Annotated in this window: 29 protein-coding genes; 19 read left to right on the forward strand and 10 right to left on the reverse strand. The window is 64.4% G+C overall.

Translation table 11 applies throughout. The features are described from left to right. Positions 1–45 precede the first annotated feature (45 nt). Positions 46–573, reverse strand: a complete 528-nt coding sequence (locus BM222_RS27865; protein ID WP_092235205.1) for a GNAT family N-acetyltransferase — start codon at positions 571–573, stop codon at positions 46–48. A gap of 233 nt (positions 574–806) precedes the next feature. Between BM222_RS27865 and BM222_RS27870 the strand changes: the two genes are divergently transcribed. The 10 genes from BM222_RS27870 to BM222_RS27915 all read left to right on the forward strand — a co-directional run bounded on the left by BM222_RS27870 (position 807) and on the right by BM222_RS27915 (position 8,496). After that, the gene (locus BM222_RS27870) at positions 807–1,403 is read left to right on the forward strand and encodes a superoxide dismutase (protein WP_092235208.1); all 597 of its coding nucleotides are present in this window, start codon (positions 807–809) and stop codon (positions 1,401–1,403) included. 194 nt (positions 1,404–1,597) lie between these two features. Beyond that, positions 1,598–1,822, forward strand: coding sequence for a hypothetical protein (locus tag BM222_RS27875; protein WP_092235211.1), 225 nt, complete (start codon positions 1,598–1,600; stop codon positions 1,820–1,822). A gap of 2 nt (positions 1,823–1,824) precedes the next feature. Then, entirely contained in the window at positions 1,825–2,580 is a 756-nt protein-coding gene (locus BM222_RS27880) for a metal ABC transporter ATP-binding protein (protein ID WP_177243505.1), read from the forward strand. 6 nt (positions 2,581–2,586) lie between these two features. Beyond that, entirely contained in the window at positions 2,587–3,456 is an 870-nt protein-coding gene (locus BM222_RS27885) for a metal ABC transporter permease (protein ID WP_092235219.1), read from the forward strand. Between the two features lie 2 nt (positions 3,457–3,458). Next, positions 3,459–4,322, forward strand: a complete 864-nt coding sequence (locus tag BM222_RS27890) for a metal ABC transporter substrate-binding protein (protein ID WP_092235222.1) — start codon at positions 3,459–3,461, stop codon at positions 4,320–4,322. Between the two features lie 55 nt (positions 4,323–4,377). Next, the gene (locus BM222_RS27895) at positions 4,378–5,436 is read left to right on the forward strand and encodes a CobW family GTP-binding protein (protein WP_092235226.1); all 1,059 of its coding nucleotides are present in this window, start codon (positions 4,378–4,380) and stop codon (positions 5,434–5,436) included. Beyond that, positions 5,436–6,455, forward strand: a complete 1,020-nt coding sequence (locus BM222_RS27900) for a WD40 repeat domain-containing protein (protein ID WP_177243506.1) — start codon at positions 5,436–5,438, stop codon at positions 6,453–6,455. The genes BM222_RS27895 and BM222_RS27900 overlap by 1 nt, the downstream gene beginning before the upstream one ends. A gap of 30 nt (positions 6,456–6,485) precedes the next feature. Then, positions 6,486–7,202, forward strand: a complete 717-nt coding sequence (locus BM222_RS27905; protein ID WP_092235233.1) for an MgtC/SapB family protein — start codon at positions 6,486–6,488, stop codon at positions 7,200–7,202. A gap of 100 nt (positions 7,203–7,302) precedes the next feature. Beyond that, the gene (locus tag BM222_RS27910) at positions 7,303–7,641 is read left to right on the forward strand and encodes a hypothetical protein (protein WP_092235355.1); all 339 of its coding nucleotides are present in this window, start codon (positions 7,303–7,305) and stop codon (positions 7,639–7,641) included. Between the two features lie 114 nt (positions 7,642–7,755). After that, a complete protein-coding gene (locus BM222_RS27915) occupies positions 7,756–8,496 on the forward strand; it encodes an acetoacetate decarboxylase (RefSeq protein ID WP_092235235.1) in 741 nt (246 codons plus the stop codon). 37 nt (positions 8,497–8,533) lie between these two features. Here BM222_RS27915 and BM222_RS27920 read toward each other — a convergent pair whose 3' ends face one another. The 5 genes from BM222_RS27920 to BM222_RS27940 form a co-directional block, all read right to left on the reverse strand. Then, a complete protein-coding gene (locus BM222_RS27920; RefSeq protein WP_092235239.1) occupies positions 8,534–10,141 on the reverse strand; it encodes a lyase family protein in 1,608 nt (535 codons plus the stop codon). Positions 10,142–10,240: 99 nt separating this feature from the next. Beyond that, a complete protein-coding gene (locus tag BM222_RS27925) occupies positions 10,241–11,683 on the reverse strand; it encodes a homospermidine synthase (protein WP_092235242.1) in 1,443 nt (480 codons plus the stop codon). A gap of 64 nt (positions 11,684–11,747) precedes the next feature. Beyond that, the gene (locus BM222_RS27930) at positions 11,748–12,137 is read right to left on the reverse strand and encodes a RidA family protein (RefSeq protein ID WP_092235245.1); all 390 of its coding nucleotides are present in this window, start codon (positions 12,135–12,137) and stop codon (positions 11,748–11,750) included. A gap of 138 nt (positions 12,138–12,275) precedes the next feature. Beyond that, positions 12,276–12,863, reverse strand: a complete 588-nt coding sequence (locus BM222_RS27935) for a GNAT family N-acetyltransferase (protein ID WP_092235249.1) — start codon at positions 12,861–12,863, stop codon at positions 12,276–12,278. 129 nt (positions 12,864–12,992) lie between these two features. After that, a complete protein-coding gene (locus BM222_RS27940; protein ID WP_092235252.1) occupies positions 12,993–14,135 on the reverse strand; it encodes a type III PLP-dependent enzyme in 1,143 nt (380 codons plus the stop codon). Between BM222_RS27940 and BM222_RS27945 the strand changes: the two genes are divergently transcribed. After that, complete coding sequence (locus tag BM222_RS27945) at positions 14,134–14,322, forward strand: hypothetical protein (protein WP_177243507.1); 189 nt, start codon at positions 14,134–14,136, stop codon at positions 14,320–14,322. The genes BM222_RS27940 and BM222_RS27945 overlap by 2 nt on opposite strands. Before the next feature lie 485 nt (positions 14,323–14,807). On the opposite strand, the gene BM222_RS27950 is transcribed toward BM222_RS27945, so the two are convergent. After that, the gene (locus BM222_RS27950) at positions 14,808–15,062 is read right to left on the reverse strand and encodes a hypothetical protein (protein ID WP_092235256.1); all 255 of its coding nucleotides are present in this window, start codon (positions 15,060–15,062) and stop codon (positions 14,808–14,810) included. A gap of 135 nt (positions 15,063–15,197) precedes the next feature. Between BM222_RS27950 and BM222_RS27955 the strand changes: the two genes are divergently transcribed. The 3 genes from BM222_RS27955 to BM222_RS27965 are packed head-to-tail and all read left to right on the forward strand — an operon-like array spanning position 15,198 to position 18,995. Next, positions 15,198–17,276: a M3 family metallopeptidase gene (locus BM222_RS27955; RefSeq protein ID WP_092235259.1), complete on the forward strand. Its 2,079-nt coding sequence runs from the start codon at positions 15,198–15,200 to the stop codon at positions 17,274–17,276. 4 nt (positions 17,277–17,280) lie between these two features. Then, positions 17,281–17,913, forward strand: coding sequence for a DUF1007 family protein (locus tag BM222_RS27960; protein ID WP_092235262.1), 633 nt, complete (start codon positions 17,281–17,283; stop codon positions 17,911–17,913). After that, positions 17,910–18,995 (forward strand): nickel/cobalt transporter, encoded by a 1,086-nt coding sequence (locus BM222_RS27965; RefSeq protein ID WP_177243508.1) that lies wholly within the window; start codon positions 17,910–17,912, stop codon positions 18,993–18,995. The genes BM222_RS27960 and BM222_RS27965 overlap by 4 nt, the downstream gene beginning before the upstream one ends. A 158-nt stretch (positions 18,996–19,153) precedes the next feature. Here BM222_RS27965 and BM222_RS27970 read toward each other — a convergent pair whose 3' ends face one another. Beyond that, positions 19,154–19,552 (reverse strand): MAPEG family protein, encoded by a 399-nt coding sequence (locus tag BM222_RS27970; RefSeq protein ID WP_092235271.1) that lies wholly within the window; start codon positions 19,550–19,552, stop codon positions 19,154–19,156. An 81-nt stretch (positions 19,553–19,633) separates the two neighbouring features. On the opposite strand from BM222_RS27970, the gene hemH reads away from it, so the two are divergent. The 4 genes from hemH (at position 19,634) to BM222_RS27990 (ending at position 23,378) form a co-directional block, all read left to right on the forward strand. Continuing rightward, positions 19,634–20,674: a ferrochelatase gene (hemH, locus tag BM222_RS27975; RefSeq protein ID WP_092235274.1), complete on the forward strand. Its 1,041-nt coding sequence runs from the start codon at positions 19,634–19,636 to the stop codon at positions 20,672–20,674. Positions 20,675–20,696: 22 nt separating this feature from the next. After that, the gene (locus BM222_RS27980) at positions 20,697–21,665 is read left to right on the forward strand and encodes an ABC transporter substrate-binding protein (protein ID WP_177243513.1); all 969 of its coding nucleotides are present in this window, start codon (positions 20,697–20,699) and stop codon (positions 21,663–21,665) included. 209 nt (positions 21,666–21,874) lie between these two features. Continuing rightward, a complete protein-coding gene (locus tag BM222_RS27985) occupies positions 21,875–22,879 on the forward strand; it encodes an SPFH domain-containing protein (RefSeq protein WP_092235280.1) in 1,005 nt (334 codons plus the stop codon). A 55-nt stretch (positions 22,880–22,934) separates the two neighbouring features. After that, positions 22,935–23,378 carry an NfeD family protein gene (locus tag BM222_RS27990; protein ID WP_092235285.1) on the forward strand — a complete coding sequence of 148 codons (444 nt, stop codon included), beginning with the start codon at positions 22,935–22,937 and terminating at the stop codon, positions 23,376–23,378. A 119-nt stretch (positions 23,379–23,497) separates the two neighbouring features. Here BM222_RS27990 and BM222_RS27995 read toward each other — a convergent pair whose 3' ends face one another. Continuing rightward, entirely contained in the window at positions 23,498–23,830 is a 333-nt protein-coding gene (locus BM222_RS27995; protein ID WP_092235288.1) for a winged helix-turn-helix transcriptional regulator, read from the reverse strand. 71 nt (positions 23,831–23,901) lie between these two features. Here BM222_RS27995 and BM222_RS28000 point away from each other — a divergent pair, with 71 nt between their 5' ends. After that, positions 23,902–24,456, forward strand: coding sequence for a carboxymuconolactone decarboxylase family protein (locus tag BM222_RS28000; protein ID WP_092235358.1), 555 nt, complete (start codon positions 23,902–23,904; stop codon positions 24,454–24,456). A 96-nt stretch (positions 24,457–24,552) separates the two neighbouring features. On the opposite strand, the gene BM222_RS28005 is transcribed toward BM222_RS28000, so the two are convergent. Continuing rightward, a complete protein-coding gene (locus tag BM222_RS28005; protein WP_177243509.1) occupies positions 24,553–25,560 on the reverse strand; it encodes a KpsF/GutQ family sugar-phosphate isomerase in 1,008 nt (335 codons plus the stop codon). Between the last annotated feature and the right edge of the window lie 105 nt (positions 25,561–25,665).

The raw sequence follows: 25,665 nt of genomic DNA on the forward strand, positions 1-25,665 counted from the left end.
CCAGGGCTGCAGGTGGCCGAGGCCGCCGTCGAAAACCTCTGGCTCTCACCAGGGCAGGCCGCAGAGGTCGATGGTGCCGAGCGTCGGCGCGCGCACGATGTTGAAGACGTAAGGCGCCATGACATCGAAGCGGATTCGCCCTTCAGGCTGCCTGCAATAGACTTCGCCCTTGAAAGGCAGCCAGCTGCGGGCCTCGTAGAACGCGAAATTGTGCGGTTCGCAGAACAGGATCGCGAAGCGAACCGCCTCGTTGGCGCGCATGGTGTGAACGGCGGCGTCGATCGCCATGGTCGCATAACCTCTGTTGCGGCGGTCCTCGCGCGTGCAGACGCCGCCGATGCCGCCGACATGCGTCTTCTGTCCATTCCAGGTGATGGTGCGGAAATAGATGCCGACATGGCAGACGAGGCCGTCCTCGGGCGTCTCGATCAGCACACGCAAATCGGCATTGGCCCATTTGAGGTGGCCCCAGGGCCGCTTCGCGACCATGTCAGGTGCCCAGACCGCCTGATGCAGCGGCTTGGCGATCGGCCACGAGGCGTCGCCGTTCAAAATGTCGATTTCGATACTCATGGCTCTGCCTCGTCCCGGCCTCGATGGTGCATTCGTTCTGTCATAACCGCTTCAAAGGCAACGATATTTTGCAGCACATCAGGGCTGACATCCACTTGCCTGCGGCGAACTTGTACAAATCGGCCCGCGCGATCGCATCGCGCCTTTCGCAAATTGGCGGTATTTAACGGCGCAGGAACCTTCTATAAGGGGTCACCGTTAGATGTTCCCCACCAAGTTGCGGACAAGAACCCATGACCTTTACGCTGCCCCCACTCCCTTACGCCTATGACGCCCTCGGCCAGTTCATGTCGAAGGAGACGCTGGAATTCCACCACGACAAGCATCATCAGGCCTACGTCACCAACGGCAACAACGCGCTCAAGGGCACCGAATGGGAAGGCAAGTCCCTTGAGGAGATCGTCAAGGGCTCGTTCGGCAAGAATCCCGCGGTGTTCAACAATGCCGGCCAGCACTACAACCACATCCACTTCTGGAGCTGGATGAAGCCCAATGGCGGCGGCAGCAAGCTGCCGGGCAAGCTCGAGAAGAAGATCAACGAAGACCTCGGCGGCCTCGAAAAGTTCAAGACCGACTTCCAGGCCGCGGGCGTGGGCCAGTTCGGCTCCGGCTGGTGCTGGCTGTCCGTGAAGAACGGCAAGCTCGAAATCTCCAAGACCGCGAATGGCGAGAATCCGCTGGTGCACGGCGCCACGCCCATCCTCGGCTGCGACGTCTGGGAGCACTCCTACTACATCGACTATCGCAACCGCCGTCCTGATTATCTCAAGGCGTTCGTCGAGAACCTCGTGAACTGGGAATACGTCGAGTCCCTGTTCGAGAAGGCGTAAGCTTTACTCCGTCATTCCGGGATGGTGCGTTAGCACCAGACCCGGAATTTCGAGATTCCAGGTTCGGCTTCGCCGTCCCGGAATGACGGGAAGCAGCAAAGGCGGTCGCATAGCAGCGACCGCCTTTTTGCTGCAGAAAGCGTCCCGGGGGCAGGCATGGACAGACGTAATGTTATAATATAACATCCTTAGCCATGGTTCCCGCCGCGTCCCACAGCCACAATCACGGCCATTCCCACGACCATGCGCATTCGCACGGGCACGACCACAGCCACGCCCATGTCCACGATGCAGCCTCTCCACATCCGGCCCAGGACGCGCCCTGGTCGATCCTGCGCATGACGGCGGCAGGCCGCCTTTCGGCCGCTGCCGCCGTCTGTGCCGCGCTCTGGGTTGTCGTCTGGCTGGCGATGAGGTGACCATGGCAGCGCTGCACTTTCACAACGTCACGCTCGGCTATGACCGCCATCCGGCGGTGCACCATCTCAATGGCGAGGTCGCATCGGGCGCGCTGGTCGCCGTGATCGGCCCCAACGGTGCCGGCAAGTCGACGCTGCTGCGTGGCATCGTCGGCATCCTCAAACCGCTCGACGGCAGCATCCATCTCGGGCTGCTGGACGCCCGCGACATCGCCTATCTGCCGCAGAGCGCGGACATCGACCGCAGCTTCCCGATCTCGGTGTTCGATTTCGTCGGCACTGGACTTTGGCGCGGGACCGGCCTGTTCGGCGGGATCGGCAAGGCCGCGCGTGCAAAGATCCTGCGTGCGATCGCCGCCGTCGGCCTCAATGGTTTCGAGAACCGCCCCATTGGCACGCTCTCCGGCGGCCAGATGCAGCGCGTGCTGTTCGCGCGCGTGCTGCTCCAGGACGCCAGGCTGATCGTGCTCGACGAGCCCTTCAACGCCATCGACAGCAAGACCATTGCCGACCTGCTCGCACTGGTGAAGCATTGGCACGCCGAAGGCCGCACCGTGCTGGCCGCACTCCACGACATGGAGATGGTGCGCACGCATTTCACCGAGACGTTGATTTTGGCGCGCGGTCCGGTGGCATGGGGGCCGACGGCAGAGGTGCTGACGCCAGAGAATCTGATGGTCGCGATGCGGATGTGCGAGGCTTTTGACGACAGCGCGTCGGCCTGCGCGGCTGACGATGTCAGCTCGCGGGCGGCGTGACCGCAGATGATCTATGACGCGCTGATCGGTCCGTTCACCGAATTCGAGTTCATGCGGCGCGCGCTTGCCGCAATCATCGCGCTGGCGCTGGCAGGCGCCCCGATCGGCGTGTTCCTGATGCTGCGGCGCATGAGCCTCGTCGGTGACGCCATGGCGCATGCGATCCTGCCCGGCGCCGCAATCGGCTTCCTGCTCTCCGGCCTCAATCTGTTCGCGATGACGGCCGGCGGATTGATCGCGGGTTTTGCGGTCGCAATCCTCGCCGGCGTGGTCGCGCGCTCGACCGGGCTGAAGGAGGACGCCTCGCTCGCGACCTTCTATCTGGCTTCGCTGGCGCTCGGCGTCACCATCGTCTCGATCAGGGGCACCAATATCGACCTGCTGCACGTGCTGTTCGGCAACATCCTGGCGATGGACGACCAGACGCTGCTCGTGGTCGCCTTCAACGCCACGGTGACGCTGCTGGTGCTCGCGGTGATCTATCGTCCTCTGGTGATCGAAAGCGTCGATCCCCTGTTTCTTCGCACCGTCAGCCGCGCCGGCGGCCCCGCGCATCTCGCCTTCCTCGCCCTCGTCGTCATCAACCTCGTCAACGGCTTTCAGGCGCTCGGCACGCTGCTGGCGGTCGGCCTGATGATCCTGCCGGCAGGCATCGCGCGGTTCTGGTCGCGCGATCTGACGGTGATGATCTGCATTGCTGTCGTCGTTGCCGCGCTCTCGGGCTATGCCGGCCTCGTATTGTCGTTCCAGACCCGCGTGCCGTCGGGCCCTGCGATCATTCTGGTCGCGACCGTGCTCTACATCGTCTCTGTCCTGTTCGGCCGCGTCGGCGGCATCGTCAGGCAGATGTTCCCCGGCCGGCATCTGGAGGCGTGACGATGCGCTGCCTCCTGATGTATGCCTTGCTGCTGATCGCCTCGCCGTTGCAAGCCGCGGAGCGGCTCAATGTCGTCGCGAGCTTCTCGATCCTCGGCGACTTCGTCCGCACGATCGGTGGTGACAACATCAACCTGACGACGCTGGTCGGCCCTGACAGCGACGTGCACGTCTACACGCCCGCGCCCGGTGATGCGAAACGCATCACGGACGCAAAACTCGTCATCGTCAACGGGCTGGGGCTGGAGGGCTGGCTGCCGCGCCTGGTGCAGTCTTCCGGCGGCAAGGCGCAGATGGTCACCGCGACCGCCGGCATCGCGCCGTTGAAGCTTGGCTCGGCCGCCGATCCGCACGCCTGGCAGTCCGTGCCGAACGCGAAGGTCTACGTCACCAATATCGCCAATGCGCTAATCACGGCGGCCCCGGATGACGCGGAATTTTTCCGCAGCCGGCTCAAAGCCTATCTGGAACAGCTCGACGCGCTCGACCATGAGGTCCGGGACGCCGTGGCTAAGATCCCCCCTGAGCGGCGCAAGGTGATCTCGACCCACGATGCCTTCGGCTATTTCGCCGCCGAATATGGCATCCAGTTCATCGCGCCCCTGGGCGTCTCCACCGAAACCGAGCCCAGCGCGCGGGATATCGCCGCCATCATCGGCCAGATCAAGGCCCAGAAAATCCCGGCGGTTTTTCTGGAAAATATCAGCGATGACCGCCTGATCCGGCGGATCGCGGCCGAGACCGGCGCAAAGGTCGGCGGGACCCTGATTTCGGACGGTTTGACCGGCGAAAAGGGGCCTGCACCCACTTACATTGACATGGTCAGGCACAATATAAAGGCCCTGACCAGCGCGCTTGACCATTAGGGCCGGGGCCACCCCGCCTGGCGTCGCGCGAAAAGCCCGATAGTCCGGAGTTGTTATGCCTGAAGCGACCTCGCCAAAAATTCCCGTGACCGTCCTGACCGGCTATCTCGGTGCCGGCAAGACCACGCTCCTGAACCGCATTCTTTCGGAAAACCACGGCAAGAAATACGCCGTCATCGTCAACGAATTCGGCGAGATCGGCATCGACAACGACCTCATCATCGGCGCCGATGAGGAAGTGTTCGAGATGAACAATGGCTGTATCTGCTGCACCGTGCGCGGCGACCTCGTCCGCATCATGGACGGGTTGATGAAGCGCAAGGGCAAGTTCGACGCCATCATCGTCGAGACGACAGGCCTTGCCGATCCGGCGCCGGTCGCCCAGACCTTCTTCGTCGACGAGGACGTGCAGAAGAACGCACGGCTCGATGCGGTCGTCACGGTCGCCGACGCCAAATGGCTGTCCGATCGTCTGAAGGACGCACCCGAAGCCAAGAACCAGATCGCGTTTGCCGACGTCATCGTGCTGAACAAGACCGATCTCGTCACCAAGCCCGAGCTTGCGGAAGTCGAGGCTCGCATCCGTGGCATCAACCCCTATGCGAAACTGCATCGCACCGAGCGCTGCTCGGTGGCGCTGGCCGACGTGCTCGATCGCGGCGCGTTCGATCTCGACCGCATCCTCGATATCGAGCCTGATTTCCTGGCGGCCGACGATCATGATCACGACCATGATCATGATCACCATCACGGCCATGACCATCATCACCACCACGATCACGGCCACGGCCACGGCCTAAAGCACTATCACGACGAGGACATGCAGTCGCTGTCGCTCAAGACCGACAAGCCGCTCGATCCAAATGTCTTCATGCCCTGGCTCCAGAACCTGGTGCAGGTCGAGGGCGGCAAGATCCTGCGCTCCAAGGGCATCCTCGCCTTCCATGACGACGACGACCGCTACGTGTTCCAGGGCGTCCACATGATGCTGGAAGGTAACCACCAGCGGAAGTGGAAGGAGGGCGAGCCCCGCGAGAGCCGCCTCGTCTTCATCGGCCGTGAGTTGCCGGAAGAGCTCATTCGCACTGGCTTCGAGAGCTGCATCGTCTCGTGATGAAAGAGTTTACGCCCGCTCCCGATTCCGCCTCGATCGTCTCCGTCACCGACCGCGTCAAGCCTGTCACGCTTGGCATGGGTGTAACCTCGGTGCATTTCCTCAGGGACCGCGCCGCCTTTGTGGGCGGCGAGGAGAATGTCGCCTTCGTCGACGCCAAAGGCGAGATCAGCATCGTGGCCGTTCACAGCGGCGGCATTCTCTCGACTGCCTCCGACGGCAAGCGCCTCGTGATGGGCGGCGACGACGGCAAGGTCGTCTCGGTCGATGCCAAGGGCGAGGTGACGCTGCTCGCCACCGATCCGAAGCGGCGCTGGATCGACGCTGTGGCGTTGCACCCTGATGGTGCCTTCGCCTGGTCGGCCGGCAAGACGGCGACCGTCAAGAGCGGCAAGGCCGAGCCAAAGTCGCTCGATGTGCCCTCGACCGTCGGTGGTCTCGCGTTCGCGCCCAAGGGCCTGCGGCTCGCGATCGCGCATTACAACGGCGCGACGCTGTGGTTTCCCAACATGGACGGATCGGCCGAATTCCTGCCCTGGGCCGGCTCGCATCTGGGCGTCACCTTCAGCCCCGACAACAAGTTCCTGGTCACGAGCATGCATGAGGCCGCCCTGCACGGCTGGCGTCTCGCCGACAACAGGCACATGCGCATGACCGGCTATCCCGGTCGCGTCCGCTCGATGTCCTGGAGTGCGGGCGGCAAGGGACTGGCGACCTCAGGCGCCGACACCGTCATCATCTGGCCGTTTGCCAGCAAGGACGGCCCGATGGGCAAGGAGCCCGCGATGCTGGCGCCGCTGCAGGCGCGCGTGGCGGTGGTCGCTTGCCATCCGAAGAACGACATTCTGGCCTGCGGCTACAGCGATGGCACGGTGCTGATGGTGCGAATGGAGGATGGCGCCGAGATCCTGGTCCGCCGCAACGGCACGCCGCCGGTGGCCGGGCTGGCCTGGAACGCCAAGGGCACGCAACTCGCTTTCGCCGACGAAAATGGGGACGGCGGCCTGCTGGAGCTTTGATCTGTCATGGTTCCGGCCGTATAGGGGACCATGCGGTTTCTTACGACCTTCCAGCTCGCTGATTTCGCCGACACGCTGGTCAGCCTGTTCACGGCTTTCGTGCTGGGCACGCTGATCGGCGCCGAGCGGCAATACAGGCAACGCACTGCCGGCCTGCGCACCAACGTGCTGGTCGCGGTGGGTGCCGCAGCCTTCGTCGATCTCGCCATGCATCTGGACGGCGCTGATGGTGCTGTGCGGGTGATCGCCTATGTCGTCTCGGGTATCGGCTTTCTCGGTGCCGGCGTCATCATGAAGCAGGGCATGGACGTGCGTGGCCTGAACACGGCGGCGACGCTGTGGGCTTCCGCCGCTGTGGGATCATGCGCCGGCGCCGACATGGTCGCCCAAGCGGCGGTGCTCACCGTCTTCGTCATTGCCGGCAACACCATGCTGCGCCCGCTGGTCAACGCCATCAACCGCATTCCGCTGAACGAGAAGGCGTTGGAGGCGACCTATTACTTCAAGCTCGCGGTCGCGGCCGACGCGCTGCCTGACATGCGCGACCGTCTCGTCGACAAGCTCGAGGCCGCGAAGTATGCGGTGGCCGATATCGACGTCGCCGAGATTGGCGACGACATTCTGGAGATTGTCGCCAAGCTGGTGGCGACTGCGGTCGATCCGAACGAGCTGAACGCGGTCGCGACCGATCTCCAGCATCTGCCCGGCGTGAGCCACGCCACCTGGGAAGTCAGCACCACGGACTAACGTGCTATTTTGGCGCACGAGCCCACAGTTCCAGTCATGCAGGGCGCGGAACCCCGGTGCCGGAAGTTCGTTGATCCCGCAGATAAAGGCGGTGATCGATATGCCCGGCCAGAATGACAAGCGAAACGTGAAGCTCGACCTGACGATCGCCTGCTCGCTGTTCGCAGCAGGCGTCGTCGTTTCGGTGATGTCGCTGGCGCAAATCCGCGCGGAACACCGGATGGAGTTGGCGCAGGCCACGCAGCCGCTGCAGGGCACGCCATCCACCGATCAGGACAAGATGCCCGCCGAGGCAAAGCCAGGCGGCGAACGTCCGACCACGCCGGCTCCCCAGCCGGCGCGTCCCGATCCGCAGACGCAAGGCGCGGCGGGTGCTGCCAAACCGGCGTTGCCGCCGGCCCCTGCCGAGAAAATCGCGCCACCGCTCGAGAAGAAATAGGCTCGACGGTCCCGCATTTTGACGCGCATGTGACGTCTGATGCCCAGTCAATGACCTCGCCATGGCGCGCGGCCCCCTCCATAATCCGTCGAACCAACGACAGATGGGGCTTCCATGAAGATCGAGGACGTTCGCCGTAACGCTTATTCGATGCCGCTCACGAACCCGTCATTCCCGCCGGGGCCATATCGCTTTTTCAACCGCGAATATTTCATCATCACCTACAGGACCGATCCAGAAGCCCTTGCCGCCATCGTGCCCGAGCCGCTCGAGGTGGCGGAGCCGGTGGTGAAATACGAATTCATCCGCATGCCCGACTCGACCGGCTTCGGCGACTACACCGAGACCGGGCAGGTGATCCCGGTCCGCTTCAAGGGCGAGCTCGGCGCCTACACCCACGCGATGTATCTCGACGACGAAGGCCCGATCGCCGGTGGCCGCGAGCTGTGGGGGTTTCCGAAGAAGCTGGCGCGGCCGAAGATCGAGGTCGAGAGCGACGTGCTGGTCGGCTCGCTGCATTATGGTTCGGTGCTCTGTGCCTCCGCGACCATGGGCTACAAGCACCGCAAGGTCGATCTTGACGGGGTGCTCCAGCCGATGAAGGCACCGAACTTCATCCTGAAGATCATCCCGCATGTCGACGGTAGCGCCCGGATCTGCGAGCTGGTGCGCTTCCACCTCGAGGACATCACGTTGAAGGAAGCCTGGACCGGACCCGGCGCGCTCGGCCTGTTTCCTCACGCGCTCTGCGATGTCGCTCGGCTGCCGGTGCGCGAGGTGCTCTCGGCGCTGCACTTCAAAGCGGACCTGACGCTTGGGCTCGGCAGCGTGGCGTTCGATTACATGGCGAGATGACGTGAGTGGGCGGGGCGCGGCATGACGCGCCCCGGTCCTATTGCGCCGCGTCGTTGGGCAAGAGCGCCGCAAACGCCTGATCGAGCGCGCTATCGGCCTTCGCGAGCTTGTCGTGCTGGGCCGCTAGCCAGAGCTTGTCTGCGTCGAGGCGCTGCTGGGCTGCCTTGAGCATGCGTGCAGTCTCCTCCGGCTGCGGACCGCCCACGCCCCGGGTGTGCGCCACGATCCAGTCCGGTGACATCACCTCCCTGAATTCGGCTTCGCTCATCGGGAACGGCCGCGCCGGCATGTTGAATTTGGCAAGCGTCTTGGCGAAGAGGTCAGTCACCTCGCTGAAGGGGATGGTCTTGGGCGTGAGATCCAGCGGCCGTGCATAGCTGACCATCTGTGATGCAAAGCCATGGCCGACGCGGAACGGGATCTGGTGCGCCTGCAACAGCAGCTCGGCGAGGTTCATGGTCGAGGTCCAGTCGCTCTCCAGCTCTTCCCTGGCGCGGGCCTTGTTGACCACGATCGCATCCAACACCCGGCCGGTGGCGGTGACCATGTCGATGGCGCGGGGGAGCAAACCGACATCCTCTGACTGGGACTTGGAGTCGACCATGCCCGACATGACGTTGTGCGCGCGGATCGACACTGCCGTCGACAGCCCCACCACGTCTGAAGCCGCGATCCTCGCCTGCATGATCAGGCCCGGATTGCGCTTCTGCGGCATCGAGCTGCTGGTGTAGGTCGAGCCCTCCTGCAGCAATAGCCACGGTCGTATCTCGGCGTATTGGGTATGCAGATCCTGCATCATCGCGCCGATGCGGATGGCGGCCGAATTGGCGATTGCGGTGGCCTCGAGCTGGTTGTCGAACGGGATCACCTGGTTGGCATCCATCGAATTCTCGACGACGCCGTCAAAGCCGAGCAGCTCGGCGAGACGCGTGCGGTTCAGCGGCCAGACCGAGTCGGACATGACGCCGACGCCCATCGGGCTGAGGTTGAGCCGGCGATGGGCCTCGCTGACGCGCTGCTGGTCGCGCTCGAACGATTCCTCATAGGCCAGCAGGTAATGGCCATAGGTGATGGGCACCGCCTGCACGCCGTTGGTGTAGCCGGGCATCAACGCATCGAGATTGTCGGCCGCCTTGGCGAGCAGCTTGGCACGCAAGCCCAGCAACGCCTCGGCAAAATCCAGCGTCTGGTTGCGTAGTTTGGCCGCGCGAAAGGTCGCGTACATGTCCTGACGGCTGCGCCCGGCGTGGATGACGGATGCCTCCTCGCCGACCTTGTCGGTCATGATCTTCTCGATCTGAAGGACGTCGCTGGGGCGCTTGCCGTCGGGCTCACGCGCCTGGCGGATCGTGTAGTCCACGCCGGCGGCGATCAGCTGGCCGGTCTTTTTCGGGAAGATGCCTTCCTCTACCAGCATCACGGTGGAGGCCTTGTTGATCTTGTTGAGCCAGTAGAACTGGTCCTCGGCGGCGTCCGATTTGCTGGTCGAGGGCTGCGCGTCCCTGGGGGCGTTGGCGCCGATCTTGGCAGCGTTTTCGTTGCATTCCTGCGTGGTCTTGCAGGGCAACTGACCGGTGTCCGCGGCCCATGCGTGGGACGCGATCAGAAGATTGATGCCTCCCGCGATGCAGGCGATATGCTTCATGCCGACCTCCCGGTTGCCGTCCGGCCAGGGTTGGTTAGCACCCGGGGCGGCGGAAGGCCATGAGCCTCCCGTTCATTGCGGCCCGGGCAGGTGCGCCTGTCAGCGCACCAGGATGTTCTTGAACTGCCAGGGATCGCTGGTGTCGATATCCTCCGGGAACAATCCCGGACGATCCGTCAGCGGCGTCCAATCGGTGTAGAAGCCTTTCACCGGGCCGAGGTATGGCAGCTGGATCTCCAGCAGGCGGTCGAAATCCATCTCGTCGGCTTCGACGATGCCCTCGTTCGGGTTCTCCAGCGCCCACACCATGCCGCCGAGCACGGCGGAGGTCACTTGCAGGCCGGTGGCGTTCTGATACGGCGCAAGTGCGCGGGTCTCTTCGATCGAAAGCTGCGAGCCATACCAATAAGCATTCTTGTCGTGGCCGAACAGCAGCACGCCGAGCTCGTCGATGCCGTCGACGATCTCGTTTTCATCCAAGATGTGGTGCTTCTCCTGCATCTTGGCGGCGCGGCCGAACATCTCGTGCAGCGACAGCACGGCATCGTCGGCCGGATGATAGGCATAGTGACAGGTCGGCCGGTAGATCGCCTTGCCGGAGGCATCACGCACGGTGAAGTAATCGGCAATCGAGATCGATTCGTTGTGGGTGACGAGGAAGCCGTACTGCGCCCCCCGGGTCGGGCACCAGGTGCGCACGCGCGTGTTGGCGCCGGGCTGCATCAGATAGATCGCCGCGCCGCAGCCGGCTTCGTGGGTCCGCGCATTCTCGGGCATCCATTTCTCATGGGTGCCCCAGCCGAGCTCGGACGGCTGCACGCCTTCCGAAAGGAAGCCTTCCACCGACCAGGTGTTGACGAAGACGTCAGGCTCCTTCGGCGTCTTGGAGCGCTGGGTGTCGCGTTCTGCGATGTGGATGCCCTTGATGCCGGCCTGCCGCATCAGATCGGCCCATTCGGCCCTGGTCTTCGGCCGGGGCGCATTGAGCTTCAGATCGGCGGCGACGTTGAGCAGCGCCTGCTTGACGAAAAACGAGACCATGCCGGGATTGGCGCCGCAGCAGGAGACGGCTGTCGTCGAGCCCGCCGGGCGCGCCTTCTTGGCGGCCAGCGTCACTTCCCGCAGCGCGTAGTTGGAGCGCGCTTCCGGGCCCTTGGTCGAATCGAAATAGAAGCCGAGCCAGGGCTCGTTGACCGTGTCGATATAGAGCGCGCCGAGCTCGTTGCAGAGCTCCATGATGTCGGTCGAGCCGGTGTCGACGGAGAGATTGACGCAAAAGCCCTGGCCGCCGCCCTCGGTGAGCAGCGGGGTCAGCAATTCCCGGTAATTCTCCCTGGTCACGGCCTTCTGGATGAAGCGCACATTCTGCTTCTCGCAATGCGCCTTGCGGCCCTCGTCCTTCGGATCGATCACGGTGACGCGCGACTTGTCGTAGTCGAGATGGCGCTCGATCATCGGCAAGGTGCCTTTGCCGATGGAGCCGAAGCCGACCATGACGATGGGACCGGTGATCTTCGCATAGATCTGCGAGGGAGGGCTCATGGGATGGTTTCTCCGGAACGTGCTGGCGGACAATTGGTGGATGGATCAGGCGCTGCGGCGCTTGCTAGATGCCGCGGCGCTTGGCGGTGACTTCGATCTCGACCTTCATCTCGGGCTTGAGAAGCGCCGAGACGACGAGCAGCGTGGCGGCCGGGCGGATCTCGCCCAGGACCTGGCCGCAGACCGCGAAGTGCTCATCCGCGTCCTTGGCATCGGTGAGGTAGTAGGTCGCGCGGACGATGTCGGCCATCTCGAAACCGCCCTCCTTCAGGGCCGCTTCGATGGTCTTGAAGCAGTTGCGTGACTGGCTCGTGACATCGTCAGGCATCGTCATCGTCGCGTAGTCATAGCCGGTGGTTCCGGCGACGAAGCAGAAGTCGCCGTCGACCACAGCGCGGCTATAGCCGGCGGTCTTCTCAAAGGGGGAGCCGGTGGAAATCAGGCGACGGGACATGGGGTGGGCCTCGACTGAATGGGGGAATTCCGTGGGGTTAAAGGGCGTTTCCGGGGCTCACGCAACCCCTGCTCAGCGCAGGCACGGCCGCACGTTGCCGCGGAGCGCGGCTTCGGTGGTCGCCGTCATGGCTATCCCTTACGCCGCGTGCGCCTGAAGGGGGCGAACTACCCTCCGTTTGGCCAGCGCCGCGCCGGTCGGGACGATCATCCCCTCGGCGCCATCGAGCGCACCGATCTGGAATTCGATCGCCAGCAGGCGCTCGCTCTCGAACGGGCCAGGCAGCATCAATGCGCCGGTCTTCTCGGCCGAGAAGCCGAAGCGGGCGTAGTAGGGGGCATCGCCGAGCAGGATCACGGCTTCATGCCCGCGCGCCCGGGCGGCGGCCAGCGCTTGATGCATCAGCGCGGCGCCGATCCCGAGCTCGCGGCAGGCAGGGGCCACCGCCAGTGGTCCGAGGACCAGAGCGGGCCTGCCGCCGGCGCTGACGTGCCACAACCGCACGGTTCCCACGAGCTCGCCCTCGCGCATCGCCGACAGGGCAAGGCCTGCGGCAGGCGCGCGTCCGTCGCGCAGGCGCTGGCAGGTGCGGTCATGGCGGTTCTCGCCAAAACAGACATCGAGCAGCGCTTCACGCATCGCGACGTCGGATGCACGTTCCGCGCGGATCACGAACGGAACGGCATGCGAAGTGAGGGCGATCTGTGGCTTCCGAAAAGCAGTCATGGCGCGTCAGTCCCCGCTTGAAATCCGGCGAAGGCACGCGGTCTCAAGCGTCGTCAGAATGGCAATGTCGGGTGAGGAGCCGGCAAGCCGGCTCTCGGGTTCGTCAGGCCTCGGAAGAAGAGAGGCTGCTTAGATGTGGTAGGTCTTCAGCGGCGGGATACCGTTGAACGCCACCGCCGAGTAGGTCGACGTATAGGCCCCGGTGCCTTCGATCAGCAGCTTGTCGCCGATCTCGAGCGTAACAGGGAGCGGATACGGGGTCTTCTCGTACAGCACGTCGGCGCTGTCGCAGGTCGGACCTGCGAGCACGCACGGGGTCATGTCCGCGCCGTCATGCGGGGTGCGGATGGCGTAGCGGATCGACTCGTCCATGGTCTCCGCGAGACCGCCGAACTTGCCAATGTCCAGGTAAACCCAGCGCACCTCGTCCTCGTCGCTCTTCTTCGAGATGAGCACGACCTCGGATTCGATGATGCCGGCGTTGCCCACCATGCCGCGGCCCGGCTCGATGATGGTCTCCGGAATCTGGTTGCCGAAGTGCTTGCGCAGCGCGCGGAAGATCGAGCGGCCGTAGGTCACGACCGGCGGCACGTCCTTCAGGTACTTGGTCGGGAATCCGCCGCCCATGTTGACCATGGTCAGGTTGATGCCGCGCTCGGCGCAGTCGCGGAACACCTGCGAGGCCATGGCCAGCGCACGGTCCCACGCCTTCACCTTGCGCTGCTGCGAGCCGACATGGAACGAGATGCCGCACGGTTCCAGGCCCAGGCGCTTGGCGGCGTCGAGCACCTCGACGGCCATCTCCGGGTCGCAGCCGAACTTGCGCGACAGCGGCCACTCGGCGCCGGCGCAATCATAGAGGATGCGGCAGAACACCTTCGCGCCGGGAGCGGCACGGGCGACCTTCTCGACCTCGGCGGTGCAGTCGACCGCGAACAGCCGGATGCCGAGCGCGAAGGCGCGCGCGATGTCGCGCTCCTTCTTGATCGTGTTGCCGAAGGAAATGCGGTCGGGCGTCGCACCGGCGGCCAGCGCCATCTCGATCTCGGCGACCGTCGCGGTGTCGAAGCAGGAGCCCATGGAAGCGAGCAAGGACAGCACTTCCGGCGCCGGGTTCGCCTTGACGGCGTAGAACACGCGGCTGTCGGGCAGCGCCTTGGCGAAGGTCTGGTAATTGTCGCGCACGACCTCGAGGTCGACGACGAGGCACGGCTCGGTGTCGAGACCTTCCTTGCGGCGGTTGCGCAGGAATTCCTGGATACGTTCGGTCATGGCACTCTCCGGCGGCCCCAGCGACGGGGTCCGTATCAACGTGACGTCGGATAAGAGCGCTCCGGCCACATCGCGCGATGGAGGCGCGCTGAAGCCAAAAGACTCAAACCAGACTGTGCTGCCGTGGATTGGTTGGGAGAGTTTCCCGCCCGCTCACCTGGCAATGAAGGACAAGCCTTTTCAGTAGCCCGCGCCGGCGGTGGAATGCCGGTAGAGACCAAAAAAGCCCGATCCGTCGTTGCTTTAAGTCGCGTCCCCCGTTGAGAGCGGGGTGCGCCGGTTCGCCTCCGGCTGCCAGTCACGGTTGCAAAGAGTGAAGTCACCTTCGACAAGGCATCCCTTGAGAGAGATGCTGGACGCTCCGGGTTTGCTTCGTCGTCTGACCTTTCGGTCTCGCGACTTCCGCACTTCCGAAGAGCCCCTCGGCTTCTTCACCCCTTGGCGGCTGTCCGGCCTCTTGTCCGGATACCTACCGACTGACACACGACCACAGGCACGTGCGAAATTGGGCAAGAGCGCACATAAGCGTTTTGACTCTGCTTCGCAAGAATTTTTTTAGGCTGAGAACAGAATTGCCTAACATCTGCTTGCGCAGTGTTGCGCGAGCGAGGCGGAGATGAACGCGCGTTAAGTTTTCCGTGTCGTGCGTATGTCTCTCGCGCGCGAGACGCCTCAGCCGCGCTTGAAGAACGGCTCGACGCGCTGAGCCGCGCGGACGAACGCGGTCATGACCAGCACGCCGAGTGCGAACAGCACGGCCTGAAGGATATGCGCGGCCTGGTCGCCGAGTCCGAGCAGAACCGCGAGCGCCCAGCCGCCGGCAAAGGCCGCGCCGAACACCTCGGCGCCGATCAGGATCGCGGCGCTGACGACGGTGATGACGCTCGGCCAGACGATCTGACGGGAAGACGAGGAGGGCGCGTTCATGGCGTTGGGGTCCGTGGCTTCGAGGGCCGCAATCTCTCCGAAAAGGCGGGCGGGAGCAAGGCCAAATGGCCCAAAAAAGCCCCATCGCGTGCTATAGCTGCGCCCAACAAATTGCCTCAAAAAATCGGACTTGCGATGTCAGACCTCCGCCAAACTACGGACTCCGAGACCAATCCGCTGCTGAAGGCCTGGGTGACGCCGTTTGGGGCCCCGCCCTTCGACGAGATCTCGCCGGAGCACTTCCTGCCGGCCTTCGAGCAGGCCTTCGCCGATCACGCCGCCGAGATCGCCGCGATCACCAATGATCCGGCGACACCCGACTTCGCCAACACCATCACGGCGCTGGAGCGCTCCGGCAAGCTGCTCAACAAGGTTGCGGCGGTGTTCTACGACCTGGTCTCGGCGCATTCCAATCCGGCCATCCTGGACATCGACAAGGAGGTCTCCGTGCGGATGGCGCGGCACTGGAATCCCATCATGATGAACGCCGTGCTGTTTGGCCGCATCGCCCAGCTGCACGAGAACCGCGCCCATCTTGGCCTGACACCGGAGCAGCTCCGTCTCCTGGAGCGCACCTACACCCGCTTCCACCGCGCCGGCGCCGGCCTGTCCGACGAGGCCAAGACGCGGATGGCCGAGATCAACGAGAAGCTGGCCCAGCTCGCGACCGGCTTCAGCCATCACCTGCTCGGCGACGAGCAGGACTGGTTCATGGAGCTTGGGGAAGCCGACCGGCAGGGCCTGCCGGAGAGCTTTGTCGCCGCCGCCAAGGCTGCGGCAGAAGAGCGCGGCATGGCAGGCAAGGCCATCGTGACGCTGTCGCGCTCCTCTGCCGAGCCGTTCCTGAAGAGCTCGGCCCGCCGCGATCTGCGCGAGAAGGTCTACAAGGCCTTCATCGCGCGCGGGGACAACGGCAATGCCAACGACAACAACACGGCCATCGGCGAGATCCTGAAATTGCGCGAGGAGAGCGCCAAGCTGCTGGGCTATCCGACCTTCGCCGCCTACCGGCTCGAGGACTCCATGGCGAAGACGCCGGATGCGGTGCGTGGCCTGCTGGAGCGGGTCTGGAAGCCGGCCCGCGCCCGTGCGCTCGCCGACCGCGACGAGATGCAGGCGCTGATCACGGAGGAGGGCGGCAATTTCAACCTCGCGCCCTGGGATTGGCGTTACTACGCCGAAAAACTTCGCCTCCAGCGCGCCAATTTCGACGACGCCGCGATCAAGCCCTATCTGACGCTCGATCAGATGATCGCCGCCGCCTTCGACTGCGCCACCCGCCTGTTCGGCATCAGCTTCGCCGAGCGCAAGGATGTGCCGGTCTGGCACCCTGATGTACGGGTCTGGGAGGTGAAGGGTCCTGACGGCAAGCACAAGGCGCTGTTCTACGGCGACTACTACGCCCGGCCGTCCAAACGCTCCGGCGCCTGGATGACCTCGCTGCGGGACCAGCAGAAGCTCGACGGCGAGATCGCGCCGCTCATCATCAATGTCTGCAACTTTGCCAAAGGCACGGGCAGCGAGCCTTCGCTGCTGTCGCCCGACGATGCCCGCACTTTGTTCCACGAGTTCGGCCACGGCCTGCACGGCATGCTGTCCAACGTGACCTATCCCTCGCTGTCGGGCACCTCCGTCTTCACCGACTTCGTCGAGCTGCCCTCGCAGCTCTACGAGCACTGGCAGGAGCGGCCCGAGGTGCTGCAGCAGTTCGCCCGCCACTATCAGACCGGCGAGCCGCTGCCTGACGATCTGCTGCAGCGGTTCCTTGCCGCGCGAAAATTCAACCAGGGCTTTGCCACCGTCGAGTTCGTCTCCTCGGCGCTGGTCGATCTCGAGTTCCATTCCCAGCCGGCCTCTGCCGCGCAGGACGTCCGCGCCTTCGAGAAACGCGAGCTCGAGAAGATCGGCATGCCCGAGGAAATCTCGATGCGGCACCGGCCGACCCAGTTCGGTCACATCTTCTCCGGCGATCACTATGCGGCCGGCTATTACAGCTACATGTGGTCGGAGGTGATGGACGCCGACGCCTTCGGCGCCTTCGAGGAAGCCGGCAACATCTTCGATCCTGCGGTGGCGAAACGCCTGCATGACGACATCTATTCGAGCGGCGGATCGGTCGACCCGGAAGCCGCCTACGAGGCTTTCCGCGGCCGCCCGCCCGAGCCCGACGCGCTGCTACGCCGCCGCGGCCTGCTCGACGAAAAGGCGGCCTGACGGCATGCGCGTCTTGCTGGGATGGCTGCTCGCTGTCGGCCTGTCGCTTGCAGCAGGCGCGGCGAGCGCGCATCCGCATGTCTGGATCACCGCGACCAGCGAGCTGCTCTATGCCGAGGATGGCAGCATCACCGGCGTTCGCCACGCCTGGACCTTTGACGACATGTTCTCGGCCTATGCAGTGCAGGGGCTCGAGAGCAAGACCAAGGGGGCCTATACCCGCGAGGAGCTCGGGCCGCTGGCGCAGACCAATGTCGAGTCGCTGAAGGAATATGCCTACTTCACCTTCGCGAAAGCGGATGGCAAGAAGGAGCGCTTCAACGACCCGGTCGACTATTACCTCGACTACAAGGACACGGTGCTGACGCTGCACTTCACGCTGCCGCTCAAGAACCCGGTCAAGTCCAGGCAGCTGGTGCTCGAAGTGTTCGACCGCTCCTTCTTCATCGACTTTCAGATGGCCAAGGACAATCCGGTCAAGCTGGTCGGCGCACCCGCCGGCTGCCAGATGAAGCTCGATCGTCCCAGTGACGGTTCCGCGACCGCGCAGAAGCTCAACGAGCAGACCTTTCTGGATGGGCCGAATGCCAATTTCGGCATGATGTTCGCCAACAAGATCACGGTGGAGTGCCCTTGAAGCCGCATCTCTCGCCGCTTGGGCGTGGGCTCCTTGCCTGCGCCGCTATTCTCCTCGTCGCTGGCATCGCCGACGCCGCGCTCCACGATGTCCTTGCGCAAAATCCGTTCGGCGCGCCGAAGCAGGCGTCGCAGCCCGAAGCCGGTGGTCTCATCGGCTGGCTGCTTGCAAAACAGTCGGAATTCTATCGCCAGATGTCGTCGACCATCCGAGCGGCCAAATCCGACGGCTCGGCGCTGTGGACGCTGCTCTTCATCTCCTTTGCCTACGGCATCTTCCATGCCGCCGGCCCCGGCCACGGCAAGGCGGTGATCGCCTCCTATCTCGTTGCCAACCGCGAGACCGCGCGGCGCGGCATCGCGCTGTCATTTGCCTCCGCGTTGATGCAGTCGCTTGCGGCGATCTTGATCGTCGGCATCTCGGCCTGGATCCTGAACGCCACCGCCAAGACCATGTGCAAGGCGGAAGGCGCGATCGAAATCGCAAGCTATGCCCTGATCGCGCTGTTCGGCCTGCGGCTGGTTTGGGTCAAGGGCCGTACCTTGCTCCGCGCACTGCAGGTGGCGCAGCCGGTGCCCGCCTTGGCGGGCGTGCCGCATGACCATCATGATCACCATGGCCATCATCACCACTATCATGGTCACGATCCCGCGCGCACCCATCATCACCACGGACATGACCACGTTCACGACGAGCATTGCGGCCATTCTCATGGCCCGACTCCGAGCGAGCTCGCCGGCCCCGGTGGCTGGCGGCGTGGCTTCGCCGCGATCCTGACCGTCGGGATCCGTCCCTGCTCGGGTGCGATCCTGGTGTTGGTGTTCGCGCTCGCCCAGGGCCTGTTCTGGGCCGGCATTGCCGCGACCTTCCTGATGGGCTTGGGCACCGCGATCACTGTGGCGGTCATCGCGGTGATTGCCGTCTCGGCCAAGGACGTCGCCGGCCGCCTGAGCGCGGGGCGTGACGGCGGCGGCGCGCTGTTGATGCGCGGTATCGAACTCGGCGCCGCGACCCTGGTGCTGCTGTTCGGCGCAGGCCTGCTATTCGGCTACATCGCAGCCGAGCGGACGACGTGCTTTTGAGGCGAGCTCTCGTTGCCCCGGACGCAAGCCGCAGCGTCCCTTCGACGGTGCGCCTGCAGAGCCGGGGCCTATCTCTGCGCGCGCCAGGAATTGGCCCGCTGGGTGCCGGCTCTGCGGAGCAGCGCAAACGCGCTGCACCGCGTCCGCGACACTGGGGCTCACACCGGTAGCAGCCGCTTCAACATCGGCATGAAGAAGATCGCGAGATTGATCGCAAAGCCGATGCTCCAGAGGATGGAGCGCAGCGTCGGCCGGTTGCCGAGATAGGTCAGGACGTAGGCGACCCGCACGATCAGGAACAGCACCGCGAGCTCGTCGACCAGGCGCTGCGGCGAGTCCCTGTATTCGGCAAGCAGGATCGCGAAGGCGAAGAACGGAAATGTCTCGATCCCGTTCTGGTGCGCGCCGAGCGCGCGCTGCGCGATGGCGTCCTGATAGAAGGCGGGATCGCGCGGCCGGGAATTGTCGAAGCCGCGAAACCGAATCCATTTGATCGAGACGATCGTCAAGAGATAGAGCAGCAGCGCTCCGAGCACGCACCATTCCGCGAGCGTCATCGTTCCTCCCCCGCCTGGAAACGACCCTAGCCAAACACGGCTCATCTTGACAAGTTCGGACCAACGCGCGACCCAAAGGTCATGACGACCATCGCCGCCCCCATCGTTTCAGCGAAACCGGCAACACAGTCGGCCCGATCGCGCGTCGGCGTGCTGCTGGTCAATCTCGGCACGCCCGACACCGCCGATACGCCTGGTGTGCGGGTCTACCTCAAGGAATTCCTGTCGGACCCCCGCGTCATCGAGGACCAGGGCCTGATCTGGCAATTGGTGCTCAACGCCATCATCCTGCGCAGCCGCCCGCGCACCAAGGCGCTCGACTACCGGAAGATATGGAACAACGAGCGCAATGAGTCGCCGCTGAAGACCATCACGCGGTCGCAAGCCGACAAGCTCGCCGCCGCATTGTCTGCTAGCCCGCATGTCGTGGTGGACTGGGCGATGCGCTACGGCAATCCCTCGATCCAGGCGGGCATCGATGCGCTGATCGCGAAGGGCTGCGAACGCATTCTCGCCGTTCCGCTTTATCCGCAATATTCCGCCTCGACTTCGGCGACCGTCTGCGACGAGGTGTTCCGCGTGCTGGCCCGCCTGCGCAACCAGCCGACACTGCGCGTGACGCCGCCCTATTACGAGGACGAGGCCTACATCGAGGCGCTCGCAACCTCGATCGAGGCGCATCTCGCGACACTGCCGTTCAAGCCCGAGCTGATCGTCGCCTCCTTTCACGGCATGCCGAAATCCTATGTCGACAAGGGCGATCCCTATCAGAGCCAGTGCATCGCCACGACGCACGCGCTGCGCCGCCGGCTCGGCATGGACGACACAAAGCTGCTGCTTACGTTCCAGTCGCGCTTCGGCAATGATGAATGGCTGCAGCCCTACACCGACAAGACGATGGAGCGGCTGGCGAAAGAAGGCGTGCGCCGCATCGCGGTGGTGATGCCGGGCTTTTCCGCCGATTGTCTTGAGACATTGGAGGAGATCGCGCAGGAGAATGCCGAGATCTTCAGGCACAATGGCGGCGAGCAGTTTTCCGCGATCCCCTGCCTCAATGACAGTGCTCCCGGCATGGACGTGATCCGCACGCTCGTGCTGCGGGAGTTGCAAGGCTGGATCTGACATGTCCGGATTTGAGGCGCCCATCAACCGCCGCGAGTGTCTGGCGCTTGTTGGGGCGATAGCCACGCTGGCGCCCCCCGCACTGGCGCAGCAGCCCGCTCCGCCGCGCCGGCTGGGGGTTCTCTCGGTCACCGCTGCTGATGATGTGATCGGCCAGCCGCGCCTCGCCGAGGCGCTCGCCTCCCATGGCTGGAAGGATCGAGACAATCTCAACATCGACTGGCGCAGCGGCGCCGGTGATCGGGCCCACCTCGCGCAGCTTGCCGACGAGCTGATCGCGCTCAAGCCCGACATCCTGCTCGCGCTCGGCACGTCCTCGGTGGAAGAGTTGCGCCGGCGCACCACGACGATCCCGATCGTGTTTGCGGTGGTCACTGATCCGGTCAGCCAGGGCTTTGTCCGGAACCTGGCCCATCCCGGAGGCAACATCACCGGCTTCACCGATTACGACGGGCCGCTGGCCGGCAAATGGCTGGAGATGCTGACGCAGGTCACGCCGAAAGTGTCCCGCGTCTTCGTCGTCTACAATCCGGCAACCGCACCGTTCGCACCGCTGATGCTGCGCACGCTCGAGGACGCCGGGCGTACACTGCACGTGACGGTCGAGCCGGCGCCCGTGCATGATGTCGCTTCTATCGCCGCGCTGGCCTCGCGCAAGGACGGCGGTTTCCTGGTGCTGCCGGACTTCTTCGCCATGGCGAACCGCGCACGGTTGCTGGCGGCGATTGAGCAGGCGCGTCTGCCGGCCGTGTTCTGCATCCGGGCCTTTGTCGACGAAGGCGGGCTGATGTCCTACAGCACCGACAGTGCCGAGCAGTTGGGGCGTGCCGCCGGCTATATCGATCGCATCCTGAAGGGTGCGCAGCCTGCGGACCTCCCGATCCAGAACCCGACCAAATTCGAGCTCGCAATCAATCTGAAGACGGCCAGGGCGAACGGCATCACGCTTCCCCCAAGCCTGCTTGCAACCGCGAACGAGGTGATCGAGTAGTGTTGCAAATTCTTAACGTTTGCCGCTAGGTCTGCGTCTTCTCGCTTTCAAGGGCTCTTCGTAAATACATAATCGTGAGCGTCCCTTCTCCGCACGCCTTGTGCGGCATGGCGAGAATGCCGACGTGAAAAGCGACCGCTGAACCGGTAGGGTCCTGATCCCGACCAATGACAGCGCGGGAGAGACCTTTTTCCCGCCTTGGAGGAGATATGAGCGGCTTCGATATTTTCGCGATTGTTCTTGTGTTGCTGGTCATCGTCACGCTGATTGCCGGCGTGAAGACGGTCCCGCAGGGCTACGACTGGACCATCGAGCGGTTCGGCAAGTACACGCAGACGCTGAGCCCGGGCCTCAACCTGATCGTGCCCTATTTCGATCGCGTCGGTCGCAAGATCAACATGATGGAGCAGGTGATCGACATCCCCGAGCAGGAGGTCATCACCAAGGACAACGCCACCGTGACGGTCGACGGCGTCGCCTTCTTCCAGGTGTTCGATGCCGCCAAGGCGAGCTACGAGGTCGCCAATCTGACGCAAGCGATCACGGTGCTGACCATGACAAACATCCGATCGGTGATGGGCTCGATGGATCTCGACCAGGTGCTGTCGCATCGCGACGAGATCAACGAGCGCCTGCTGCGCGTCGTCGACGCCGCGGTCTCGCCCTGGGGCGTCAAGGTCAACCGCATCGAGATCAAGGACATCGTGCCGCCGGCTGACCTCGTCGAAGCCATGGGCCGGCAGATGAAGGCCGAGCGCGTCAAGCGCGCCGACATTCTGGCCGCGGAAGGCCAGCGCCAGTCGGAAATCCTGCGCGCCGAGGGCGCCAAGCAGGGGCAGATCCTCCAGGCCGAAGGCCGCCGCGAAGCTGCCTTCCGCGACGCCGAGGCCCGTGAGCGTCTGGCTGAAGCCGAGGCCAAGGCGACGCAGGCGGTGTCGGAAGCCATCGCCAAGGGCGACGTGGCCGCGCTGAACTATTTTATCGCCGACAAGTATATCAAGGCGTTCGGGCAGTTCGCGGAGGCGCCGAACCAGAAGATCATCATGCTGCCGATGGAGGCAACCAGCATGCTCGGCTCGCTCGCCGGCATCGGCGAGATCGCCAAAGCAACCTTCGGCGAAAGCGCGGCATCCGCGGTTGCCGCCGCGCGCCGCACCAGCTCGGTGCCGCCGACCGGCTCGACGCCGCCCTCGGTCCCGCCGCGGCAGGGGTAAGGAACGGCGCATGATTTTCCGCTAAGGTCATGCGCCAATAGAAAGAGGTCGTGTCATGGCCGACATGTTCGTATCGCTCGGCAACTGGAACTGGCTGATCTTCGGCTTCATCCTGATGGCGCTCGAAGTGATCGCGCCGGGCGTCTTCCTGTTCTGGCTCGGGCTTGCCGCGTTGCTGGTGGGCCTGATCTCGTTCGTTACGGTCATCTCCTGGCAGATCCAGCTCGTGATGTTCGCGGTGTTCGCCGCCGCCGCCGTGCCGGTGTGGCGCCGGCTCGCCCGGCCGAAGTCTGATGGCAGCGCCAGCCCCTTCCTCAACAAGCGCTCCGAGGCATTGCTCGGCCGCGAGTTCACGCTGGAGAAGCCGATCATCGACGGCAACGGCACTGTCCGTATTGGCGACACAGTATGGCGTGTGGCGGGCCCGGATACGCCGGCGGGGACGCGGGTGAAGGTGGTACAGGTGGATGGTGCGAATTTGACGGTGGCGGCAGCGTAGCTTCCGTCATTGCGAGGAGCTCTTGCGACGATGCAATCCAGGATTCCCTCCGCGGAAAAGACTCTGGACTACTTCGCTTCGCTCGCAATGACGAATCTGTTGAGGCAGTGTCGCCGGCCCTAAACACCTGTCTTGCTGCGCCACCTCTCCGCAAACCGGTGCAGCGGCATGAATGTCTCGCACAATTCCCGCCCGAACGGCGTCAGCCCATAGCCGCCACCGTCGCCCAGTTCCACAAACCCGGCCTCGCGCAACTCCGTCAGCCGCGTCTGCAGCACCGTCGGGGAAGCCTCGTCGCAGGCCGTGCGCAAGGCACGCGAGGTGAGGGGCTTCTCGCGCAGCTCCCACAGGATGCGCAGGCTCCAGCGCCGGCCGAGCAGGTCGAGCAGCGCCATGATCGGCCGCCCGGTGCGCGAGCCGCGGACTTTCCCTGAGCTTTCCTGTTTCGCCATCGCGCCCCTCTTGCATCCTGCTACGGATAATGTAGCGTGAAGCTACATTAATTGTAGCAATGAAGGCGCCCATGTCATCCCCGAGGCCGCGTATCGCCCCGCTCGATCAGCCTTATCCCCCGGAGATCCAGGCCCAGTTCGACCGCATCATGCGCGGCGCGCCGCCGCTGCTGCTGTTCCGGGTCATGGCGGGCCACGCCCGCGCCTGGGACAAGTTTCGTGCCGGCGGCCTTCTTGATCCGGGTCCACTCTCCCTGCGCGAGCGCGAGATCGTCATCGATCGCACATGCGGGCTGAATGGTTGCGAATATGAATGGGGTATCCATGTCGCCGTTTTCGCTGGCGCGGCGAAGCTCACCGAGGACGAGCTCCGCGCGACTGTGGCGGGCGATGCGACCTCACCCTGCTGGTCGCCGGCCGAGCAGGCGCTGATCGCGGCCGTCGACGCGCTGCACACCTGCGCGACATTCACCGACGCGGAGTTTGCTGCGCTGTCGGCGCACTACGACGAGGCGCAAATCCTGGAGATCATGCTGCTGTGCGGCTTCTACCGCACGGTGTCGTATCTGGCGAACGGGCTGAAGCTGCCGCTGGAAGAGAAAGCGGCGCGGTTTCCAACAGTCTAACCACGCGTCATTGCGAGGAGCCCTTGCGACGAAGTAATCCAGAATCGGCGGAGAGACTCTGGATTGCTTCGCTGCGCTCGCAATGACGGGAGAGACCTACGCCACGCCCGCCCGCAGCAGATCGTGCAGATGCACGATGCCGACGACCTTGTCTGCCTCGGTCACCACCAGCGTCGTGATCTTGCTGGTGTTCAGCACCTCGATCATCTCGGTCGCGAGCATCGAGGGCGGCACGGTCTTCGGCTGCCTGGTCATGATGTCATCGACCGACGCCGTCAAAAGATCAGGCCGCATGTGGCGGCGCAGATCGCCGTCGGTGATGATGCCCACGGCCTCGTTCGCGGCGTTGACGATGCAGACGCAGCCGAGCCCCTTGGCCGACATCTCCACCACCGCGTCCGACATCTTGGTGCCCAGGGCCTTGACTGGAATCTCCGCGCCGGTGCGCATGTAGTCGCGGACGAATTTCAGCATCGCGCCGAGCTTGCCGCCGGGATGGAAATGCGCGAACTCCAGCGCGGTGAAGCCGCGGCCTTCGAGCAGCGCAATCGCAATGGCGTCACCGATCGCGACCAGCATCATGGTCGAGGTGGTCGGCGCCAGATTGTGCGGGCAGGCCTCGCGTGCCTTCGGCAGCTCGATGACGATGTCGGCGGCTTGGCCGAGCGAAGACGCCGCGTTCGACGTCACCGCGATCATCGGGATCGCAAACCGCGCCGAATAGTTCACCAGCGTCTTCATCTCCGGCTGCTCGCCGGACCAGGACAGTGCCATGATGACGTCGTCAGTTGTGATCATGCCGAGGTCGCCATGGGCGGCTTCAGCGGTGTGAACGAAGAAGGCCGGCGTGCCGGTCGAGGCGAGGGTCGCCGCGATCTTGCGCGCCATGTGGCCTGATTTGCCGAGGCCGGTGACGATGACGCGGCCCTTGGCGTTGCGGATCAGATCGACCGCCCTCGCAAAGGCCTCGCCGAGCGGACCGCGCAGCGCCGCGGCGAGCGCGCTGATGCCGCCGCTCTCCGTCTCCAGCGTGCGGAGCGCGGATTCGACGCTGTCAGGAGTGGGGCCGGATGATTGGGTCATCAGCGGTTTCGAACTCGGCATGTTCTGGTCCAGGGAGGAGGGGCGTCGGCCCGTTGGCGTCTCCCTTAGCATGCCCGGACCTTCGAGGCGACGCGGGCGCCAGGACCTCAACGGGTCATTAACCAT

The organism is Bradyrhizobium sp. Gha (assembly GCF_900113735.1).
Taxonomy (GTDB): domain Bacteria; phylum Pseudomonadota; class Alphaproteobacteria; order Rhizobiales; family Xanthobacteraceae; genus Bradyrhizobium.

What these genes read in the sequence shown, in the direction of transcription:
- BM222_RS27955 (WP_092235259.1), top strand. Translation starts at nt 15,198, where the DNA reads ATGTCAGACCTCCGCCAAACTACGGACTCCGAGACCAATCCGCTGCTG.
- BM222_RS27910 (WP_092235355.1), top strand. Translation starts at nt 7,303, where the DNA reads ATGCCCGGCCAGAATGACAAGCGAAACGTGAAGCTCGACCTGACGATC.
- BM222_RS27905 (WP_092235233.1), top strand. Translation starts at nt 6,486, where the DNA reads ATGCGGTTTCTTACGACCTTCCAGCTCGCTGATTTCGCCGACACGCTG.
- BM222_RS27930 (WP_092235245.1), bottom strand. Translation starts at nt 12,137, where the DNA reads ATGTCCCGTCGCCTGATTTCCACCGGCTCCCCCTTTGAGAAGACCGCC.
- BM222_RS27885 (WP_092235219.1), top strand. Translation starts at nt 2,587, where the DNA reads ATGATCTATGACGCGCTGATCGGTCCGTTCACCGAATTCGAGTTCATG.
- BM222_RS27990 (WP_092235285.1), top strand. Translation starts at nt 22,935, where the DNA reads ATGGCCGACATGTTCGTATCGCTCGGCAACTGGAACTGGCTGATCTTC.
- BM222_RS27915 (WP_092235235.1), top strand. Translation starts at nt 7,756, where the DNA reads ATGAAGATCGAGGACGTTCGCCGTAACGCTTATTCGATGCCGCTCACG.
- BM222_RS27950 (WP_092235256.1), bottom strand. Translation starts at nt 15,062, where the DNA reads ATGAACGCGCCCTCCTCGTCTTCCCGTCAGATCGTCTGGCCGAGCGTC.
- BM222_RS27920 (WP_092235239.1), bottom strand. Translation starts at nt 10,141, where the DNA reads ATGAAGCATATCGCCTGCATCGCGGGAGGCATCAATCTTCTGATCGCG.
- BM222_RS27940 (WP_092235252.1), bottom strand. Translation starts at nt 14,135, where the DNA reads ATGACCGAACGTATCCAGGAATTCCTGCGCAACCGCCGCAAGGAAGGT.
- BM222_RS27875 (WP_092235211.1), top strand. Translation starts at nt 1,598, where the DNA reads ATGGTTCCCGCCGCGTCCCACAGCCACAATCACGGCCATTCCCACGAC.
- BM222_RS27960 (WP_092235262.1), top strand. Translation starts at nt 17,281, where the DNA reads ATGCGCGTCTTGCTGGGATGGCTGCTCGCTGTCGGCCTGTCGCTTGCA.
- BM222_RS27935 (WP_092235249.1), bottom strand. Translation starts at nt 12,863, where the DNA reads ATGACTGCTTTTCGGAAGCCACAGATCGCCCTCACTTCGCATGCCGTT.
- BM222_RS27925 (WP_092235242.1), bottom strand. Translation starts at nt 11,683, where the DNA reads ATGAGCCCTCCCTCGCAGATCTATGCGAAGATCACCGGTCCCATCGTC.
- BM222_RS27895 (WP_092235226.1), top strand. Translation starts at nt 4,378, where the DNA reads ATGCCTGAAGCGACCTCGCCAAAAATTCCCGTGACCGTCCTGACCGGC.
- BM222_RS27945 (WP_177243507.1), top strand. Translation starts at nt 14,134, where the DNA reads ATGGCACTCTCCGGCGGCCCCAGCGACGGGGTCCGTATCAACGTGACG.
- BM222_RS28005 (WP_177243509.1), bottom strand. Translation starts at nt 25,560, where the DNA reads ATGCCGAGTTCGAAACCGCTGATGACCCAATCATCCGGCCCCACTCCT.
- BM222_RS27985 (WP_092235280.1), top strand. Translation starts at nt 21,875, where the DNA reads ATGAGCGGCTTCGATATTTTCGCGATTGTTCTTGTGTTGCTGGTCATC.
- hemH (WP_092235274.1), top strand. Translation starts at nt 19,634, where the DNA reads ATGACGACCATCGCCGCCCCCATCGTTTCAGCGAAACCGGCAACACAG.
- BM222_RS27890 (WP_092235222.1), top strand. Translation starts at nt 3,459, where the DNA reads ATGCGCTGCCTCCTGATGTATGCCTTGCTGCTGATCGCCTCGCCGTTG.
- BM222_RS27865 (WP_092235205.1), bottom strand. Translation starts at nt 573, where the DNA reads ATGAGTATCGAAATCGACATTTTGAACGGCGACGCCTCGTGGCCGATC.
- BM222_RS27995 (WP_092235288.1), bottom strand. Translation starts at nt 23,830, where the DNA reads ATGGCGAAACAGGAAAGCTCAGGGAAAGTCCGCGGCTCGCGCACCGGG.
- BM222_RS28000 (WP_092235358.1), top strand. Translation starts at nt 23,902, where the DNA reads ATGTCATCCCCGAGGCCGCGTATCGCCCCGCTCGATCAGCCTTATCCC.
- BM222_RS27880 (WP_177243505.1), top strand. Translation starts at nt 1,825, where the DNA reads ATGGCAGCGCTGCACTTTCACAACGTCACGCTCGGCTATGACCGCCAT.
- BM222_RS27970 (WP_092235271.1), bottom strand. Translation starts at nt 19,552, where the DNA reads ATGACGCTCGCGGAATGGTGCGTGCTCGGAGCGCTGCTGCTCTATCTC.
- BM222_RS27900 (WP_177243506.1), top strand. Translation starts at nt 5,436, where the DNA reads ATGAAAGAGTTTACGCCCGCTCCCGATTCCGCCTCGATCGTCTCCGTC.
- BM222_RS27870 (WP_092235208.1), top strand. Translation starts at nt 807, where the DNA reads ATGACCTTTACGCTGCCCCCACTCCCTTACGCCTATGACGCCCTCGGC.